Source organism: Pseudodesulfovibrio sp. S3, assembly GCF_004025585.1.
Lineage (GTDB): Bacteria > Desulfobacterota > Desulfovibrionia > Desulfovibrionales > Desulfovibrionaceae > Pseudodesulfovibrio.
On record NZ_QTZO01000005.1, the window covers coordinates 65,167 to 79,910 of the forward strand.

Below are 14,744 nucleotides of genomic sequence, written 5' to 3' on the forward strand. Positions count from 1 at the left end.
AGGCCGGGCGCGTGAGCGCCCGGCCTTGAATATCGGTCGGTTCGGAAAACGGTGTTACTCGGTTTCCGCCACAGCCTCGGAGATGGCGCATTCGGTGGTCAGCAACATGCTGGACACGGACGCGGCGTTCTGCAAGGCGATGCGGGTGACTTTCTTGGGGTCGATGACTCCGGCGGTGACCAGGTTGGTATATTCGCCGGTGGCTGCGTTGAAGCCGTTGTTGCCCTTCAGTTCCTTGACCTTTTCCACGATGACGGTGCCTTCAAGGCCGCAGTTGTTGGCGATCTGCTTGAGCGGCTCTTCAATGGCGCGGATGATGATGTCAATGCCTGCCTGCTCGGTGTCGTTGGCACCCTTGAGGGCCTTGAGGGCCTTTCCGGCACGCACCAGGGCGGTGCCGCCGCCGGGGACGATACCTTCGTCAACGGCTGCGCGGGTGGCGTTGAGCGCATCTTCCACGCGGTCCTTGCGTTCTTTCATCTCGATCTCGGTGGGCGCGCCGACCTTGATCACGGCCACGCCGCCGACCATCTTGGCCAGACGTTCCTGGAGCTTCTCGCGGTCGTAGTCGCTGGTGGCGTTCTTGGCCATGTTGGCGATCTCTTCGCAACGCAGCTTGATGGCCTTCTTGTCACCGGCGCCGTCCACGATCAGGGTGTTGTTCTTGTCCACCACCACTTTTTTGGCGGTACCGAAATCCTGCGGCTTGATGGACTCCAGGGTCACGGCGGTGTCTTCGGAAACCGGGGTGGCGCCGGTCATGATGGCGATGTCGCGGACCATGTCCTTGCGGCGGTCGCCGAAGCCGGGGGCCTTGACCGCGCAGACCTTGAGGGCGCCGCGCATGGCGTTGATGGTCAAACCGGCCAGGGCGTCGTTCTCAACGGTCTCGGCTATGATGAGCAACGGACGGCCTGCCTTGGCCACGGCCTCCAGGATGGGGACCAGCGGTTTGATGCTGGAAATCTTGTTTTCGGAAACCAGGATGAACGGGTTTTCGTACGTGGCGCTCTGGTTTTCCTGGTTGTTGATGAAATAAGGGGAGAGATAGCCGTTGTCCCACTGCATGCCCTCGACCACGTCCAGTTCGGTGGTCAGGCCCTGGGATTCCTCAACGGTGATGACGCCGTTGTCGCCGACTTTTTCCACGGCCTGGGCCAGGATGTCGCCGATGGTGATGTCGTTGTTGGCGGAGATGGCACCGACCTGGGCGATTTCGGAGCTCTTCTTGACCGGCTTGGCCATGGCATCCAGTTCTTCGACCACTGCGGCTACTGCCATGTCGATGCCGCGCTTGATGGACATGGGATTGCGGCCGGCGGCCAGCAGCTTCACGCCCTCGTTGAAGATGATCTGGGCCAGGATGGTGGCGGTGGTGGTGCCGTCACCGGCGATCTCGTTGGTCTTGGAGGCGACTTCCTTGACCATCTGTGCGCCCATGTTCTCCAGTTTGTCTTCCAGGTCGATCTTTTCGGCAACGGTTACGCCGTCCTTGGTAACCTGAGGAGCGCCCCAGGTCTTTTCCAGCATGACGTTGCGCCCCTTGGGGCCGAGAGTGACCTTGACGGCGTTGGCCAGGATGTTGACGCCTCTCTGCATGCCCTCGCGGGCGACCGCTGTGTAATCAATTGCTTTTGCCATTGTGCTCAATCCTATAAATTCAGGTTCAATCTTTTGTGTTCTTCAACCGGTACAAAACTGCTCGAAAAGCCGGATGCCGGGCGAGGGAAGGACTCAAGGCCAAAGTGCAGATTCTTCTGCGCGGCAGGTCGGAATCGTGAGCCTCGACGCGGGCAAACCTTCTCGGGCAGAGTTAGGCGAAAACGCCCAGGATATCGTCCTCACGCATGATGATCAGCTCGTCGCTGTCCATGGTGAATTCGCTTCCGGCATACTTGGCGAACAGGATGATGTCGCCGTCCTTGACGGTTTTGCATTCGGGACCGGCAGCCATGACAACGCCGTTCTGCGGCTTCTCTTTGGCTGAATCCGGGATGTAGATGCCCCCGGCGGTCTTGTCCTCTTTCTCTTTTCTCTTGACGATGACGCGGTCATGCAATGGTTTCAAACCCATGAATATTCTCCTTATGATCTCTTCACCGCTGAAAATAGGCGGCGTGTGATGTCGACTGCGGCAAGAGATAAGCACGGGAGGGGGCATGTCAACAGGGAAGGGTACATTTTCCCGACTCTGTTCGGAGGCGCGGTTGATATCCTGTCAAAAGAACGATAACAATCATTGGTAAATAAAATCATTATAGAAAGTCACAAGGGGGATAGCAGGGCATGGAAACCGGATTACGAAGACTGGTGGTGGTCTCAAATCGACTTCCGGCCGCGCTCAAACAGCAGGATGGTGTTTGGAAAGTGCAGCAAGGGTCCGGCGGCCTGGTCACGGCCATGGCCCCGGTGCTCAAGAATCGAGGTGGAGTCTGGATAGGTTGGTCGGGAGCGGCCAACCCGGACGTGGACGTGGAAGGATTGCTGGCCGATTTTTCCGATGAAGCCGGCTATGATCTGTGCACCGTGTCCCTGACCGAAGAGGAGGTGGAGGGGTACTACTACGGTTTTTCCAATGAAATCATCTGGCCGCTGTTCCATGACCTGCAATCCCGTTGCCGGTTCCACCCCCGGTACTGGAGGTCCTATCTTGACGTCAATTTCAAGTTCGCCGAGGTGGTGGCCCGTACAACCACGGACGAGGACTACATCTGGGTTCAGGATTATCACCTCATGCACCAGGCCTTTTTTCTCAAGAGCATGGGGGTGAAGCGGAATATAGGATTTTTCCTGCATATTCCCTTTCCGCCGCCCGACATCTTCATGAAGCTCCCCTGGCGGGCAAAGCTCATCCAGGCCCTGACCGAGTTCGATCTCGTGGGGTTCCAGACCGCTCAGGACCGGCGCAATTTCGTGGGCTGCCTTCAGCGTCTCATGCCCGGGGCCAAGGTCGAGGGACGGGGCGCGGTGGTGACCGTGAACATGGGCTCCCGCTCCTTCCGGTTGGGCGCGTTCCCCATTTCCATAGATTATAACCAGTTTTCCGAGATGGCCAAGCGGCCGGAGGTGGCCCGGCAAACGTTCGACCTCAAGGAAGCCCTGCACCATCGGAAGATCATTCTCGGTGTGGATCGGCTGGATTACACCAAGGGCATCCCGGAGCGTATCCGCTCCATCCAGACCCTGTTGCGCAGCTATCCCGATCTCCAGGGGCATGTCGTTTTCATTCAGATAGCGGTTCCCAGTCGCGAGGAGGTGGACGAATACAAGGAGTTGCGCACGGAGATCGAACAACTGGTGGGGCGGGTCAATGGCGAATTTTCCTATCCGGGCTGGGTGCCGGTGCAATATCTCTATCGCAGTCTGCCCCATGACAAGTTGGTGGCCTACTATGCGGCGGCCGACATCGGGCTGGTCACTCCCCTGCGCGACGGCATGAACCTGGTGGCCAAGGAATACTGCGCCTGCAACAATTCCGAAAGCGGCGCCTTGGTCCTGAGTGAATTCGCCGGGGCCGCGGCCCAGCTCCAGCGGCATGCCTATCTGGTCAACCCTTACGACATGGAAGGGGTGGCCAAGGCGCTGCATCGCGCCCTGCACTGGGAAAAGGACGAACGCCGGAGCCACATGTCCAAGCTTCGGGACCAGGTCCGCAAGAACAATATCTTCTGGTGGGTTGATTCCTTTCTCCAGGCAGGTATTGCCAAGAGCCTGGGGGATTTCCCGGAAATCGAGACCGTGCAGTTCGATCAGATATAGCCCGTTCGTCATGCTCACGCTCAAATGTGCCGATTGCCGCCGCAAGCTCTGGAAGTATCACAAGATAGGCCAGGGAGAAGTGCACCGCTGCCACAAGGACCGTATTCAGAAGGTCTGGAACATGGAAGAGCGTGACGGCAAGGTCTATTGCGTCTGCGGCAAGGCCGTGGGCATAGACCGGGGGAGCTATTTCACCATGGATAAGAATGCCTTCACCTACAAGGGAACGAAAACGAACGGTTGACACAGGACAGTGCATCCGGGAAAGTGTAACAACATGTGATCCGAACAAACGATCAAGGAGCCTGGTTTGAACATTCGCGTACTGTTTTTCACTATCATGCTGGTGCTGGCCTTTGTCTCGACCTCCCCTGCGGCGGAGGAGTGCAAGGCCATTCCCTGGGGCGCGCCTATCTCCGCCGTGGAGGAGATCACCTTTTCCCATTTAGCCGGTGGCGTGAAGTTCTACACGGTCACCAAGGTTGAACCGTGCGGTATCTTCAAGGTTCAGGGCGCGCACGTCAGTTATGGTTTCCGTGAAGGGAAGCTCTTCACCACCCTGGTGGAGATCGACAAGGCCAAGGATGTGAAAAAAGTGGTGTCCCTGCTCATGGACAGCTACGGCCTGCCCGACCACAAGAAATCCGACGGCTGGGACGAATACAGGTGGGAAACCGAGGACCTCAGGATCAAGCTCAAGAGCCAGTACTCCACGGACCGCATCAAGATCGGCATGTATTACAAACCGCTGATTCCGAAGGAATAACGGCTGCCTCTTTCCTGGCATCAAAGGCCGCTCCCCGGGGAGTGGCCTTTTTGGGCTTTGCCATTCGTAATCCCGGACTTATGATGTCCGTGGAGGAATCATGTCCAAACAGATGAAGAATTTTCTGACCATTGTCGGCATCATCGTCGTGGGGGCGTTTTTCGCCTTTCTCTTTGACTGCATCGTCGGGTTGTCGGATTTTGCCGGACGGATCAACCCTGCTCTGGCCCCGTGGACATTCTGGATATTGCTGGCGGCAGTGGTGGGGTCTGTGGGCTGGTGGGCGGCGCTGCTTCTGGTGCGGCCCCGGCCCATCCTGGTTCACGCCGACCCCTCGCCCGAGGACATGGTCCGTTTCAAACAGGAACTGGTGAAAAGGCTGTCCCGAAACCGCATCCTCAAAGTGGCAAACATCCGCGTGCGTGACGAGGCCGACCTGGAAGCCGGACTGGCATATCTCAAGGCCAAGGCGGATGAGGAGATTCGGAGCACGGCCAAAAGGGTCTTTATCGGTTCTGCCGTATCCCAGAACGGTCGTCTCGATTCCCTGGTGGTCCTCTTCCTCATCTCCAGGCTGGCCTGGCGCATTTCCAAGCTCTACTGCCAGCGGCCGCATTACCGTGAACTGGTCAATCTGTACGTCAATATCGCGGTCACGTCTTTTCTGGCGGGCAGCATCGAGGAATTCGGCATCGAGGAATACGTGCATGAGCTGATGGGACCGCTGGTGGCCGGGTCGGCCCTGGGGGCCATGCCCGGAGCCGAAGCCGTGGCCGGGACCGTGACCAGCTCCATCCTGAGCGGCTCCACCAATGCCTTGCTGGCCATGCGCTGCGGCATCGTGGCCCGCAACTACATGAGTCTCGACCTGAACGCCAAGGGGGCCATGCGTCGCAGTGCCACTCTGGAGGCTGCGGGAATGTTCATGTCCATTTCCGGCGAGACCGTGACCCAGGTGACCAGACTGTTGGTCAAGGGGTCTTCCGGGGCCGTGAAAAACGGGGCCAAAAAGGCGTTCAAGTCAATGGGCCGGACCGTGACCGGTGCGGCGGGAAGCGTGGGTTCGGGAGCCAAGTTCGTGGGGCGCGGGGTCAAGGATTCGGCCAGGTCCGCCGGGCGCGGAGTGACGGATTCCACCCGGTCGGCGGTGGATGGCGTGGATAAGGCCGTGGACAGGGCGGCCACTGAGATCAAGCGGTCGGTTCGCAAGGTCGGAGAAGCGGCCCGGAGTGTGACCCGTGAGGTCGGTCCGGTCCTGGAAAAGGCCGAGGCCCGAGTGGATGCGGTCGCAGGCAGGGCCAAGGGGATGCTGCGGTCCACCGGAAAGTCCGTCGAGGACCGCGCCAGAAAGGTTCGGGACAGCCTGCGTTTTGGGAAAAAGCCTCCGAAAGAAACTTCAGAAGGGGACTAGAACACCCGACGGGTGCCCAGGTAGTGCTCGAACCAGTAAGGCGTGTTCAGGCTCGATTCCATGACCTGCCTCCCGGAACTGGGGGCGTGCACGAAGGTGCCCCGGTCGGTGACGATGCCCACATGCAGGGATTTTCCCTTCTTGTCCACCTGATAGAAAACGAGATCGCCGGGGCGCATGTCGCTTCGATCGGTCGGCGTGCCCGTGCCGAATTGCTGACTGGCCATGCGGGGCAGGTTGATGCCGTTTTGATAGTATACGAACCAGACCAGACCGGAGCAGTCGAATCCGGTCCTGGGTGAATAGCCGCCCCATTTATAGGGCGCACCCACCATGGATCGGGCCAGGCGGATGATTTTTGTGGCCTTGGGCGAGGCTGGCTGACTGCGCACCACCGCCTCGGGCGGGACCGGGGCAGGCGACTTTGCGGCGCAGGCGGGCAGGAAGGCCCAGCAGGCCAGCAACAAGGCGGAAAGCAGGAGTGGGCGGATGCGAGACATATCTCTGTGTGCCGTCATGCCGCCCCCTCCAGGCCTATCTCTTGACTCTCAGGTAGGATTTGACCGAGCGCGCGCCCGGCACCTTGTTGGCGTAGTCGATGATCCGTTCCTTTTCCGCAGTGGATCCCACCACTCCGAGCAGGACGATGTTGCACTGGATGGTCTTGATCTCGATGTTGGTGGACCATATGTTCTTGTCTGCTACCAGGTCGCTTTTGAGCCTGGCATAAAGATCAAGGTTGTCGGTGGTGCCGCAACTGTCGTTGACTCGCTTGGGCAGCATGTAGGTGGTCACCGTGCGGACGCCGTCCACGGCCTTGGCGATCTTGACGGCGCGGTCCACCTGGGCGCGGGATTCGTATTCGCCCACGATATAGACCAGCCCTTCATAGCTGGAGGCATCGAAATCCATGTATTTTACCAGATCGTCGGCAAGAAAATCCTTCTCGATGATGAAGGTGATTTTCTCGTCGTTCGCGTAATCTCCCACACTGCGTTCTTCCACGGCCACGTTGTAGGCTGTGCAGCCGCCAGACAGGATGCTTGTGCCGAGCAGGCCCAGGAGCATGAATAGAGAAATGATACGATGCATGAAATACCTCACATTTTTTTTCTAGACTTAATCTACATACCTGTTTTCCTTCGCGTCCGCAAGATTGTCCGGCAAGGAGCGGTCTGCCTGTTGACCCACCCTGCCTATAGGCTATGATTCCAAATACATCGGTTGAGAATGTGAAGAAAAGGAACGATTGCGTGAAATCCTGCTGGTTCTTTTGACGGGGGCGGTATTCATGTCCTCTGGGTGCGCAGTCAAAAGCAGCCTGACGGAGGACCGGGCAGGCGAAGTGATCACCTATACCCGAGTCGATTCCTGGCGGTCCGTGTCCTTGAGTGTCGGCGGCGGTTGTGTCTATGAACAGCGGGTTGATCGGGAATTCATGGGCGTGAACGTCAAGGGATATCTGTTCAAGGCCGAAGACGGTTCGTCGGTGCTCGTCGCACGTTGCCCCGCGATGTGTTCGAAAATTTGACAGGCGGCAGATCAAGGCCCCGGCCACGGGTGTTACGGCCTATCCTCCAAAGGCGGTTTTTTTGCCCCGGTTCTGTCAATTGGTCAGGGCGTACGTCATAACCCTGGACTCGGACGGTGTGGCGGCGCTCAAGATTCTGTCCTGTGCCGATGATGCCGGAGGGTGCGGCCATTGGGAGAACTCTGAGGCTTTCCTTGCCGAGAGTCTCGACGCTGTCGCCGGGTTCGACAGCAAGGCGGATGCGGCCATAGTCATCCACTGACAGCCGGACCGGTTTAATCGTACAACAGGCCGAGCGCCTCCTGCAGTGCGTCTGCGGGCGCTTCCCATTTGCCGGTCCAGGGCGGTGCCAGGGTGAGGGTCATTTCCTTGATTTGCATGGCGGCGCAGTGCAGGCGCATGGGGCCGCGTGCCTGGCCTTTCCCATATTTTCCGTCGCCAACCACCGGGTGGCCTCTTGATGCGAGCTGGACCCTGATCTGGTGGGTGCGCCCGGTGAGCAGTCGGACGGCTACCAGACTTTGCTTGCAGTCGAAAATCAGCCCCATGACCTTGGCCAGGGCGGTCTTGCCCGATCCGGTCTGCACCCGTTCACTGCCGGGCGCGCCTGATTTCTCCATGACGTCTTCCAGCAGGACCACGCTCGGCTCGCTCCATTGGCCGTTGACCCAGGCGAGGTAGAGCTTGCCCACGCCGCCCGATGCGAACAGGTCATTAAGGGTGCGCAGGGATTCGTAGCTCTTGGCTGCCAGGAGCAGCCCCGAGGTGTCCCGGTCCAGGCGGTGGGCCAAGGTGGGCATGAAATTCGCGCCCGCGTAGCGGGCATTCAGGCGAGCGACCACCGAGTCCGTGATCTTGTCGCCGCCGTGGGCGGCCAGGCCGACGGGTTTGGCAACGGCGATCAGGTCATTGTCCTCATGCACGATCACCAGAGAGCCTGTTTCGGTCACAGGGGCGATCTCACCCGGCGTGTAGGGTGGGATGCGCACCGTCTGTCCGGCCTGGATGCGGTCGAACGGTTTTTTGCGCCCCTTGTCCACCCGGACCTGTCCCTTGCGAATCCATCGCTGGATGGCCGAGCGCGGCACATCGCCGGTCAGCCGCCGTTCCAGGAACTGGAGCAGCTTCTGGCCGGATTCGGCCTGGGTAACTGTGATGAATTGGGCTTCGGACATGTGGGGGAGAGTGCCCCCGGCCCCCCCCCCTCATCCCTCGCTTTCCCAAACTTTTTGGTGCCGCTTCGCGGAGTGGGGGGGCCGGAGTTCTTGAGTTACTTCTGGTACCAGTGGCCGTCGGGGTCCTGGAGCCAGGTGCCGGGGTCGGCGTCTTCGGCAATCTGGGTGGCACGCCGTTGACCGACCAGATCCGGGGTGGTCCCGGTCTTCTGGGCAATAGCCTGATACACGCTGGCCCGGTCCTTGTTCTCGGCGGCGACCACGTCGGCCTGTTTCTGGGCACCCCGGAAGGCGAGGAAGCCCTGGTTGTTTTCGCCCACGGTGCCGTCGTCCAGCAATGCGGCCACGGCGGGCTTGCGGGCGATCATCCGGTCCTTGAGTCCTTGGGCCATGGCCGTGCTGCCCAGGACGCAGACCGTCAGGATGAGAATGACGATGAGATGGGTCTTATTTCGCATTGGTTGCCTCCGGTGCATCTGGGGCTTCGTCGATGTCGGAGAAGAAATCGTCTAATGCCCTGTCAACCTTGACGTTTACGTCAATGGTGATGTGGATGGGTTTGACTTCCACAGGGGCCACTTCCACCCTGTGGCTGGTGGAACAGCCCCAGCTTATAAGCAGCAGGAGGCAGGCCATCAAAGAAAATGTTCGTGTCATGATTCGGTTCTCCCTATTCGATCATACGGGTGATGTCCTTATACAGCAAAATGCGGTCCAATGGTACGCTGAAATTCACGTCCAGGCGCAGGCCCTGGAAATTGGAGCCTTTGACGTCTCCGGTGACGCGCATGAAACCGCCGAATTCCCGCTTGTAGACAAAGGGCAGTGTCCCGGCTGGCTTGCCGTCTACCGAGAGGCGCACCAACAGGTCTTCGCCCACGGTGTCAGCCTTGATGCGCACCCACTTGTACTCGAAATCCCTGACCGCAGCCTGGGCCAGTTCGATCTGTCCCCGCTGGGGCGTGCCTTCGGGGATGGACGCCACCAGATCCTGCATGGCCTCCACCTGTATGGTCCCCCCTTCGCCCGGTGTCGAGTGCAAAAATCCGCTCTTGAACGAAATTTTCCCGTTTTTCCAGCTCACGGGCAGTTCGCCGGACATGGCGGCTTCGCCCTTGGCCTTGGCCAGTCCGAGCTGGGAAAGAATTTCGGAGAGCCGCAGTTCCGAGCAGAACAGGGTCACCTTGTATTCCTTTGAAGCCGGTACCACCCGGAAGGACCGGCTTGAGACATGGCCGCCGCACCAGTCGAACCCGGCCTGTTCCACCAGCACGGAACCCTTTGGCTCGAGTTGGTAGATGATCTCGCCGTTGCTCAGGATGATGTCTCCGGCCTGGAGGGAATCGAAGGTCAGGCGCTGGGCCGGGGCGCTGCGCAGCGAGAGGATGTCCGGCGTTTCAAAGGCGAGGTTGATGCCCTGAATGGCCGTCTTGCCCTCGGTAAAGTGCAGGCTGCCGTTGGTGAAGAATACCCCCAGCCAGCTCTCTATGCCGTTTTCATCTATCAGGAGTCCTCCGGTTCCCTTGAGTACTCCTGTCAGGATGAGACCTGCCATGTCCGGCGTCAGCGTGGCCGGGTCGAATCCGTCGGGGATGGGGTAGTCATTCATTCTGAACGTGATGTCCGTGTGGTTGCGGACCATGGACGACTGCCCGGAGAACGGGACGCGCAGACCGGGCAGAAGCTCGGTGAACAGGGTGCCGTCATAGGCCAGGTCCGTCCCCTGCTGGCGGATTTGGGCGGTCACGTTGCCGAGTCGGTGCTTGCCCTGGTTGAGGTCCGACATGCGTATGTTGCCAGGGAGGTGGCTTTTGGGTGCGGGCCATTTAAGCGGCAGATTCAGGCGCATGGCCCCTGAGCTCAACCCGAGATTGCTGAATTTGACTGCGCGTGTTCCGCAGTTGAGAACCACGTCTGCCGAGTCCGGTCCTGCCAGGCCGTGCAGGGAGAAGATGAAACCGGCCAGCCCGATGGTTCGCCCGGCTGCCTGCACTGTCAGATTGTCGGGATTGGCGGCAGTGAACGAGATGTCCCACAATCCGCTGTCGTCTTGCAGTCGGTCCGCGTCCAATCGACCACCCATCTCGACGCCGGCTCCTGCCAGGGAGAATTGGGCCGAGATGGAGTCTTCGTCCAGTGTGCCCGCAGGGATGTCGAGGGTGACCGGATAGGGTTCGGCCAGGGAGACCCTGTCCAGGGAATACTTGACGGTTTTTTCGGCAATCGATCCTTTGATCTTGAGAACCGCGCCCTTGACCAACTCCACGTCGAGAGCGCTCAGGTCGCATTCGCTCATGGCCGCGTCAAACTTAGCCTTGAGTTCCTCAGGCCGGTTCAGGTCAAGTTCGGTCTGCATGTCCAGGTCCACCAGCCCGGCCACGGGAATAGGGAGGACGTCGGCAAAGGCTCCCAGATCCAAGGCATCTGTTTTGACGGTCAGAGCCAAGTCGTCGAGGGTGGGACCGAGGGTTCCCGTGACCGAGATCATTTGGTCGCGAGGTCTGAGCGTGGCCGTGAAATCGAGGGACTCCCCGGGGCCGATGTCGGCGGAAAACGGGATGGACAGAGAGCGGTCGCCCAAGTCGCAAAACAGGGTGGATTCCCGAATGACCAGTGTGTCCAGCGGGAGTTCCGGGATGGCATTATCCGAAGGGTCACCCTCGGATTCGGGCAGGAGGTCAAGGATCGGCAGGGTGAAGGTTTTGCCGTCATAGGCACAGGACAGGCTCACGCCGTCCAGTTCAACGGAGTTCACCCGTCCCAGTTTAAGCGAGGCCGGGGTGTAGGTGACGTGTACATTGGCCAGCCGCAATCCCTTGTTGCCATAACCCAGTTGCACCGGGCCGATGTCCGCCGAGAACAACCCGGCGTTGCGGATGTTGAATTCGGTCAGGGACAACCCCATGTCGCTGGCCAGCTTGGGCACTAGTTGCTCCAGATACCCCGGAGTCCACAGTGTCAGCCCCCATCCCGCAGCCAGTGCGAACGCAAGCAGCCACGGCGTGATGAGCACCGTCCATCTGAGGATTTTTTTGCCAAGGGAAGCGGACATTTAATAACTATACGGCCCTGCTTCCCCATTGGCAAGTGTCATCGGGGGAATGCCTCCGGCGGCCAGAGAGGGGAACTTTTGAAAAAGTTCCCCCCTCTGGACTCCCCCTTCAAAACTTTTTAACGCCGTCTTCGGCGGGGATTCCGATAGGCTGTCCCTACATCAAGCTCGGTAGAAAAGTGACTATGGCGGGGAAAAGCATCATGAGGGCCACGCACACGATGTAGGCGGCCACGAAGTAGGACACGCCCTTGAACACGTCGGTCATGGGTACGTCCTTGGCCATGGAGGCCACGATGAAGGTGTTGACCCCCACAGGCGGGGTGATGGCGCCCAGGGTGGTGACCACGGTGATGAGAATGCCGAACCAGAGCGGGTCATACCCCATGGCCGTGACCACAGGGAAGAATATGGGGATGGTTATCAGGAGCAGGGCCAGGGCGTCCATGACCATGCCGCCGATGACGTAGATCAGGCAGATGACCATGATGATGACCATGGGCGGTATGGGCAGTCCGGCCACCCAGTCTGCGGCCTCGAACGGCAGGCGGGTCACGGCCAGGAATCGGCCGAAGATGACCGCGCCGAGCATGATGACCATGATCATGCAGGAGATTTTCAGGGAGTCGTTCACGGCCAGATGGAATTTCTTCCAGCTCATCTGGCCCGAGACCAGGGAGATGATCAGGGCCAGGGCCGCACCGGCCGCGCCTGCCTCGGTGGGTGTGAAGAATCCGAGGAACAGTCCGCCCATGACCAGGAAGAACAGGATGACCATTTCGATGGAGCCGGGCAGGGACCGGAGTTTGTCGGCAAAGGTGGTCTTGGGTCCGGCCGGTCCCCAGGTGGGGTTTTTCCTGCACAGATACCAGATGGTGGCGAGAAAAAGCGTGGTCAGAAGGACACCGGGTACCATGCCGCCCACAAAGAGCTGGGCAATGGACTGGCTGGTTTGCAATCCTATGATGATGAGCACCACACTCGGGGGGATGACCACGCCGAGTGTCGCACCTGCGGCCACAGACCCGGTGGAAAGAATCGGGTTGTAATTGAATTTTTTCATCTCGGGCAGGGCCACGGTGCTCATGGTGGCCGCAGTGGCCGAGTTGGAACCGCAGATGGCGGAGAACCCGGCGCAGGCCAGGACCGTGGTCATGGCGATGCCGCCCCGGATTTCGCCCATCCAGGCATAGGCGGACTTGTAGAGCCTTTCGTTGACCCCGGAATAGAAGCAGATCTGGCCCATGAGGATGAAGAGCGGGATTACGGTCAGGCCGTAGTTGGAAAAGACGTTCCACAGCTCTGTGCCGAGCATGCCCGTGGCCGCGTTCCAGTTGAGGACGTAGGCAAAGCCGCCGAATCCGATGAGGCCCATGGCAAAGGCCACGGGGATGCGCAGCAGGAAGATGGCGGCCAGCAGCAGAAAAGTGCCGAAGATGCCAGCGGTGATCGGGTCCATTATGCCACCTTCTCAGCGGTCAGGATTTTAAGGGTATCCACGGCCAGGACAAAGGCCAGGGCGAGGCAGCCTGCCGCTGCGGCGAACACGAACGGGTGATAGACGACCTGAAGCGTTTCGGAGACCTCGTTGGTCTGTACCAGGAACGCGGCCCATTTCCCTGTTTCCAGCCCGGCCAGGACGAAGAAGCCGCAGGACACGCCGCTGGTGGCGGCATCGGTCAGTCTGCGGACCGGGGCAGGGAATCGGGCAAGCAGGATGCCCACGGCGATATGCGCCTTGGAGCGCTGGGCAAAGGCCAGGGAAAAGGCGGCCACCACGGCTCCCAGGAAGCCCATGAGTTCGAACGTGCCCTGCACGGGTGCCCACACGGCACGGAGCACCATGTTGGCGCAGGCCAGGAGCATCATGGACACGAGAAACAGACCGGCCAGTCCGGTCAGGGCTTTGGCGATCGTGCCGCTTGCTTTGTCCAGAAAATCTATCATGGTAAATTCCAAAAAAAGCGCCTCCGCATGCTTGCGGAGGCGCTGAGGGGTTGCGTTAATTGGATTCGTACTTGGTTTTGAGGGCGAGCATGTCGGCCAGGATTGCGTCTGCATCCAGTCCGGCTGAGGTGGCCTCGGCCTTCCAGTCTTTGATCAGGGGTTCGCCGCGGCCCTTGATTTCCGCTTGTTCCTCGGCGGTCAGTTCAAAGACTTCCACCTGGTACTTCTCCTTGGCCCAGGCCAGGGAATCCTTGATGTGGTTGTCCAGATACTGGCCGGTCCATTGGGCCTGTTCCCGGCCCAGATCGTCCAGTACCTTCTTGACGTCTGCCGGAAGGGCTTCCCATTTGTCCTTGTTCATGATCACGGCAAAGGGATACACCGGCAGGTTGGTGATGGTCTCAAAACGGCAGCTCTCGGCAAAATTGAAGTCCTTGAGCACATCGAATGAGGAAACCAAGCCTTTGACCACGCCCTTTTGCAAGGCTTCCGGGGTCTGGGACATGGGCATTCCCACGCCCTGGGCTCCCAGGCCGCTGAGAATCTGCAGGATGGAGCCGGAGGCTCGCAGTTCCACGCCGTTGAAGTCGGCCAGGCTCTTGATGGCCACCTTGCTCATGATCTGGGACGGGGCCGAGGTGAACAGGGTCAGGACCTTGACGTCCTTGAATTCAGCAGGCTGGTATTTCTGGAACAGATCCCACATGACCAGGCTGGCTACCTCGGTGGAGGTGAAGGCCACGGGCAGGTTGACCACGGACATGAGCGGGAACACGCCGGGGTAATAGGGGATGGAGATGCAGCCGATGTCGGCCTGGCCGGTCTGTACTCCCCGGAGCATGTTCTTGGCACCCAGAAGGGTGGAGCCGGGGAAGGTCTGCACAGCCAGTTCACCGCCCGTGCGTTTTTCCACCTCGGTTTTCCACTGCTCCATCTGGATGCAGGGGAAGGTCTTGGCGGGTGGGAAGTTGGCATAGGTCACGGTGGTTCCGGCCAGGGCCGTGGCTGCCAGAAGGCAGGTCAGGACCAGGGCGGACGCCAGCAGGCTCAGCGGTTTTCGCATCACTCTCTCTCCTTGGGAGTACGTATGGTTGCAGACGGCT

17 protein-coding genes are annotated in these 14,744 nt (G+C 59.8%); 6 read left to right on the forward strand and 11 right to left on the reverse strand.

Annotated features, from left to right (window positions below; genetic code table 11):
- Positions 1 to 54 precede the first annotated feature (54 nt).
- On the reverse strand, positions 55 to 1,641 hold the full coding sequence (groL, locus tag DWB63_RS07245) for a chaperonin GroEL (RefSeq protein WP_128328153.1): 1,587 nt from the start codon (positions 1,639 to 1,641) through the stop codon (positions 55 to 57).
- Positions 1,642 to 1,813: 172 nt separating this feature from the next.
- Positions 1,814 to 2,074 (reverse strand): co-chaperone GroES, encoded by a 261-nt coding sequence (locus DWB63_RS07250; RefSeq protein WP_128328154.1) that lies wholly within the window; start codon positions 2,072 to 2,074, stop codon positions 1,814 to 1,816.
- Between the two features lie 212 nt (positions 2,075 to 2,286).
- Between DWB63_RS07250 and DWB63_RS07255 the strand changes: the two genes are divergently transcribed.
- The 4 genes from DWB63_RS07255 to DWB63_RS07270 all read left to right on the forward strand — a co-directional run bounded on the left by DWB63_RS07255 (position 2,287) and on the right by DWB63_RS07270 (position 5,936).
- The gene (locus DWB63_RS07255) at positions 2,287 to 3,759 is read left to right on the forward strand and encodes a trehalose-6-phosphate synthase (RefSeq protein ID WP_128328155.1); all 1,473 of its coding nucleotides are present in this window, start codon (positions 2,287 to 2,289) and stop codon (positions 3,757 to 3,759) included.
- A 10-nt stretch (positions 3,760 to 3,769) separates the two neighbouring features.
- The gene (locus tag DWB63_RS07260) at positions 3,770 to 4,003 is read left to right on the forward strand and encodes a hypothetical protein (protein WP_128328156.1); all 234 of its coding nucleotides are present in this window, start codon (positions 3,770 to 3,772) and stop codon (positions 4,001 to 4,003) included.
- Positions 4,004 to 4,069: 66 nt separating this feature from the next.
- Positions 4,070 to 4,525, forward strand: coding sequence for a hypothetical protein (locus tag DWB63_RS07265; protein WP_241648713.1), 456 nt, complete (start codon positions 4,070 to 4,072; stop codon positions 4,523 to 4,525).
- Between the two features lie 100 nt (positions 4,526 to 4,625).
- On the forward strand, positions 4,626 to 5,936 hold the full coding sequence (locus DWB63_RS07270; protein ID WP_128328158.1) for a hypothetical protein: 1,311 nt from the start codon (positions 4,626 to 4,628) through the stop codon (positions 5,934 to 5,936).
- Here the strand turns inward: DWB63_RS07270 and DWB63_RS07275 are convergent.
- Together DWB63_RS07275 and DWB63_RS07280 are read right to left on the reverse strand one after the other, a co-directional pair.
- A complete protein-coding gene (locus DWB63_RS07275) occupies positions 5,933 to 6,454 on the reverse strand; it encodes a C40 family peptidase (RefSeq protein WP_128328159.1) in 522 nt (173 codons plus the stop codon). The genes DWB63_RS07270 and DWB63_RS07275 overlap by 4 nt on opposite strands.
- Before the next feature lie 16 nt (positions 6,455 to 6,470).
- On the reverse strand, positions 6,471 to 7,028 hold the full coding sequence (locus DWB63_RS07280) for a BON domain-containing protein (RefSeq protein ID WP_128328160.1): 558 nt from the start codon (positions 7,026 to 7,028) through the stop codon (positions 6,471 to 6,473).
- 199 nt (positions 7,029 to 7,227) lie between these two features.
- On the opposite strand from DWB63_RS07280, the gene DWB63_RS07285 reads away from it, so the two are divergent.
- Together DWB63_RS07285 and DWB63_RS07290 are read left to right on the forward strand one after the other, a co-directional pair.
- The gene (locus tag DWB63_RS07285; protein ID WP_128328161.1) at positions 7,228 to 7,467 is read left to right on the forward strand and encodes a hypothetical protein; all 240 of its coding nucleotides are present in this window, start codon (positions 7,228 to 7,230) and stop codon (positions 7,465 to 7,467) included.
- A 61-nt stretch (positions 7,468 to 7,528) separates the two neighbouring features.
- On the forward strand, positions 7,529 to 7,729 hold the full coding sequence (locus tag DWB63_RS07290) for a hypothetical protein (RefSeq protein ID WP_128328162.1): 201 nt from the start codon (positions 7,529 to 7,531) through the stop codon (positions 7,727 to 7,729).
- Positions 7,730 to 7,742: 13 nt separating this feature from the next.
- On the opposite strand, the gene DWB63_RS07295 is transcribed toward DWB63_RS07290, so the two are convergent.
- The 7 genes from DWB63_RS07295 to DWB63_RS07325 form a co-directional block, all read right to left on the reverse strand.
- Positions 7,743 to 8,642 carry an RluA family pseudouridine synthase gene (locus DWB63_RS07295; RefSeq protein ID WP_128328163.1) on the reverse strand — a complete coding sequence of 300 codons (900 nt, stop codon included), beginning with the start codon at positions 8,640 to 8,642 and terminating at the stop codon, positions 7,743 to 7,745.
- Between the two features lie 95 nt (positions 8,643 to 8,737).
- Positions 8,738 to 9,100, reverse strand: coding sequence for a YdbL family protein (locus DWB63_RS07300; protein WP_128328164.1), 363 nt, complete (start codon positions 9,098 to 9,100; stop codon positions 8,738 to 8,740).
- A complete protein-coding gene (locus tag DWB63_RS07305; protein WP_128328165.1) occupies positions 9,090 to 9,299 on the reverse strand; it encodes a YnbE family lipoprotein in 210 nt (69 codons plus the stop codon). Before DWB63_RS07305 ends, DWB63_RS07300 begins: the two co-directional genes overlap by 11 nt.
- 13 nt (positions 9,300 to 9,312) lie before the next feature.
- Entirely contained in the window at positions 9,313 to 11,694 is a 2,382-nt protein-coding gene (locus DWB63_RS07310; RefSeq protein ID WP_128328166.1) for a YdbH domain-containing protein, read from the reverse strand.
- 157 nt (positions 11,695 to 11,851) lie between these two features.
- Positions 11,852 to 13,153: a TRAP transporter large permease gene (locus DWB63_RS07315; protein WP_128328167.1), complete on the reverse strand. Its 1,302-nt coding sequence runs from the start codon at positions 13,151 to 13,153 to the stop codon at positions 11,852 to 11,854.
- A complete protein-coding gene (locus DWB63_RS07320; RefSeq protein ID WP_128328168.1) occupies positions 13,153 to 13,641 on the reverse strand; it encodes a TRAP transporter small permease subunit in 489 nt (162 codons plus the stop codon). Before DWB63_RS07320 ends, DWB63_RS07315 begins: the two co-directional genes overlap by 1 nt.
- A 55-nt stretch (positions 13,642 to 13,696) precedes the next feature.
- Positions 13,697 to 14,704 (reverse strand): TRAP transporter substrate-binding protein, encoded by a 1,008-nt coding sequence (locus tag DWB63_RS07325; protein ID WP_128328169.1) that lies wholly within the window; start codon positions 14,702 to 14,704, stop codon positions 13,697 to 13,699.
- Positions 14,705 to 14,744 lie beyond the last annotated feature (40 nt).

Excerpts from the sequence above, each read along its gene's own strand:
- groL (WP_128328153.1), bottom strand. The coding sequence starts at position 1,641 with ATGGCAAAAGCAATTGATTACACAGCGGTCGCCCGCGAGGGCATGCAG.
- DWB63_RS07250 (WP_128328154.1), bottom strand. The coding sequence starts at position 2,074 with ATGGGTTTGAAACCATTGCATGACCGCGTCATCGTCAAGAGAAAAGAG.
- DWB63_RS07255 (WP_128328155.1), top strand. The coding sequence starts at position 2,287 with ATGGAAACCGGATTACGAAGACTGGTGGTGGTCTCAAATCGACTTCCG.
- DWB63_RS07260 (WP_128328156.1), top strand. The coding sequence starts at position 3,770 with ATGCTCACGCTCAAATGTGCCGATTGCCGCCGCAAGCTCTGGAAGTAT.
- DWB63_RS07270 (WP_128328158.1), top strand. The coding sequence starts at position 4,626 with ATGTCCAAACAGATGAAGAATTTTCTGACCATTGTCGGCATCATCGTC.
- DWB63_RS07275 (WP_128328159.1), bottom strand. The coding sequence starts at position 6,454 with ATGACGGCACACAGAGATATGTCTCGCATCCGCCCACTCCTGCTTTCC.
- DWB63_RS07280 (WP_128328160.1), bottom strand. The coding sequence starts at position 7,028 with ATGCATCGTATCATTTCTCTATTCATGCTCCTGGGCCTGCTCGGCACA.
- DWB63_RS07285 (WP_128328161.1), top strand. The coding sequence starts at position 7,228 with ATGTCCTCTGGGTGCGCAGTCAAAAGCAGCCTGACGGAGGACCGGGCA.
- DWB63_RS07295 (WP_128328163.1), bottom strand. The coding sequence starts at position 8,642 with ATGTCCGAAGCCCAATTCATCACAGTTACCCAGGCCGAATCCGGCCAG.
- DWB63_RS07300 (WP_128328164.1), bottom strand. The coding sequence starts at position 9,100 with ATGCGAAATAAGACCCATCTCATCGTCATTCTCATCCTGACGGTCTGC.
- DWB63_RS07305 (WP_128328165.1), bottom strand. The coding sequence starts at position 9,299 with ATGACACGAACATTTTCTTTGATGGCCTGCCTCCTGCTGCTTATAAGC.
- DWB63_RS07310 (WP_128328166.1), bottom strand. The coding sequence starts at position 11,694 with ATGTCCGCTTCCCTTGGCAAAAAAATCCTCAGATGGACGGTGCTCATC.
- DWB63_RS07315 (WP_128328167.1), bottom strand. The coding sequence starts at position 13,153 with ATGGACCCGATCACCGCTGGCATCTTCGGCACTTTTCTGCTGCTGGCC.
- DWB63_RS07320 (WP_128328168.1), bottom strand. The coding sequence starts at position 13,641 with ATGATAGATTTTCTGGACAAAGCAAGCGGCACGATCGCCAAAGCCCTG.
- DWB63_RS07325 (WP_128328169.1), bottom strand. The coding sequence starts at position 14,704 with ATGCGAAAACCGCTGAGCCTGCTGGCGTCCGCCCTGGTCCTGACCTGC.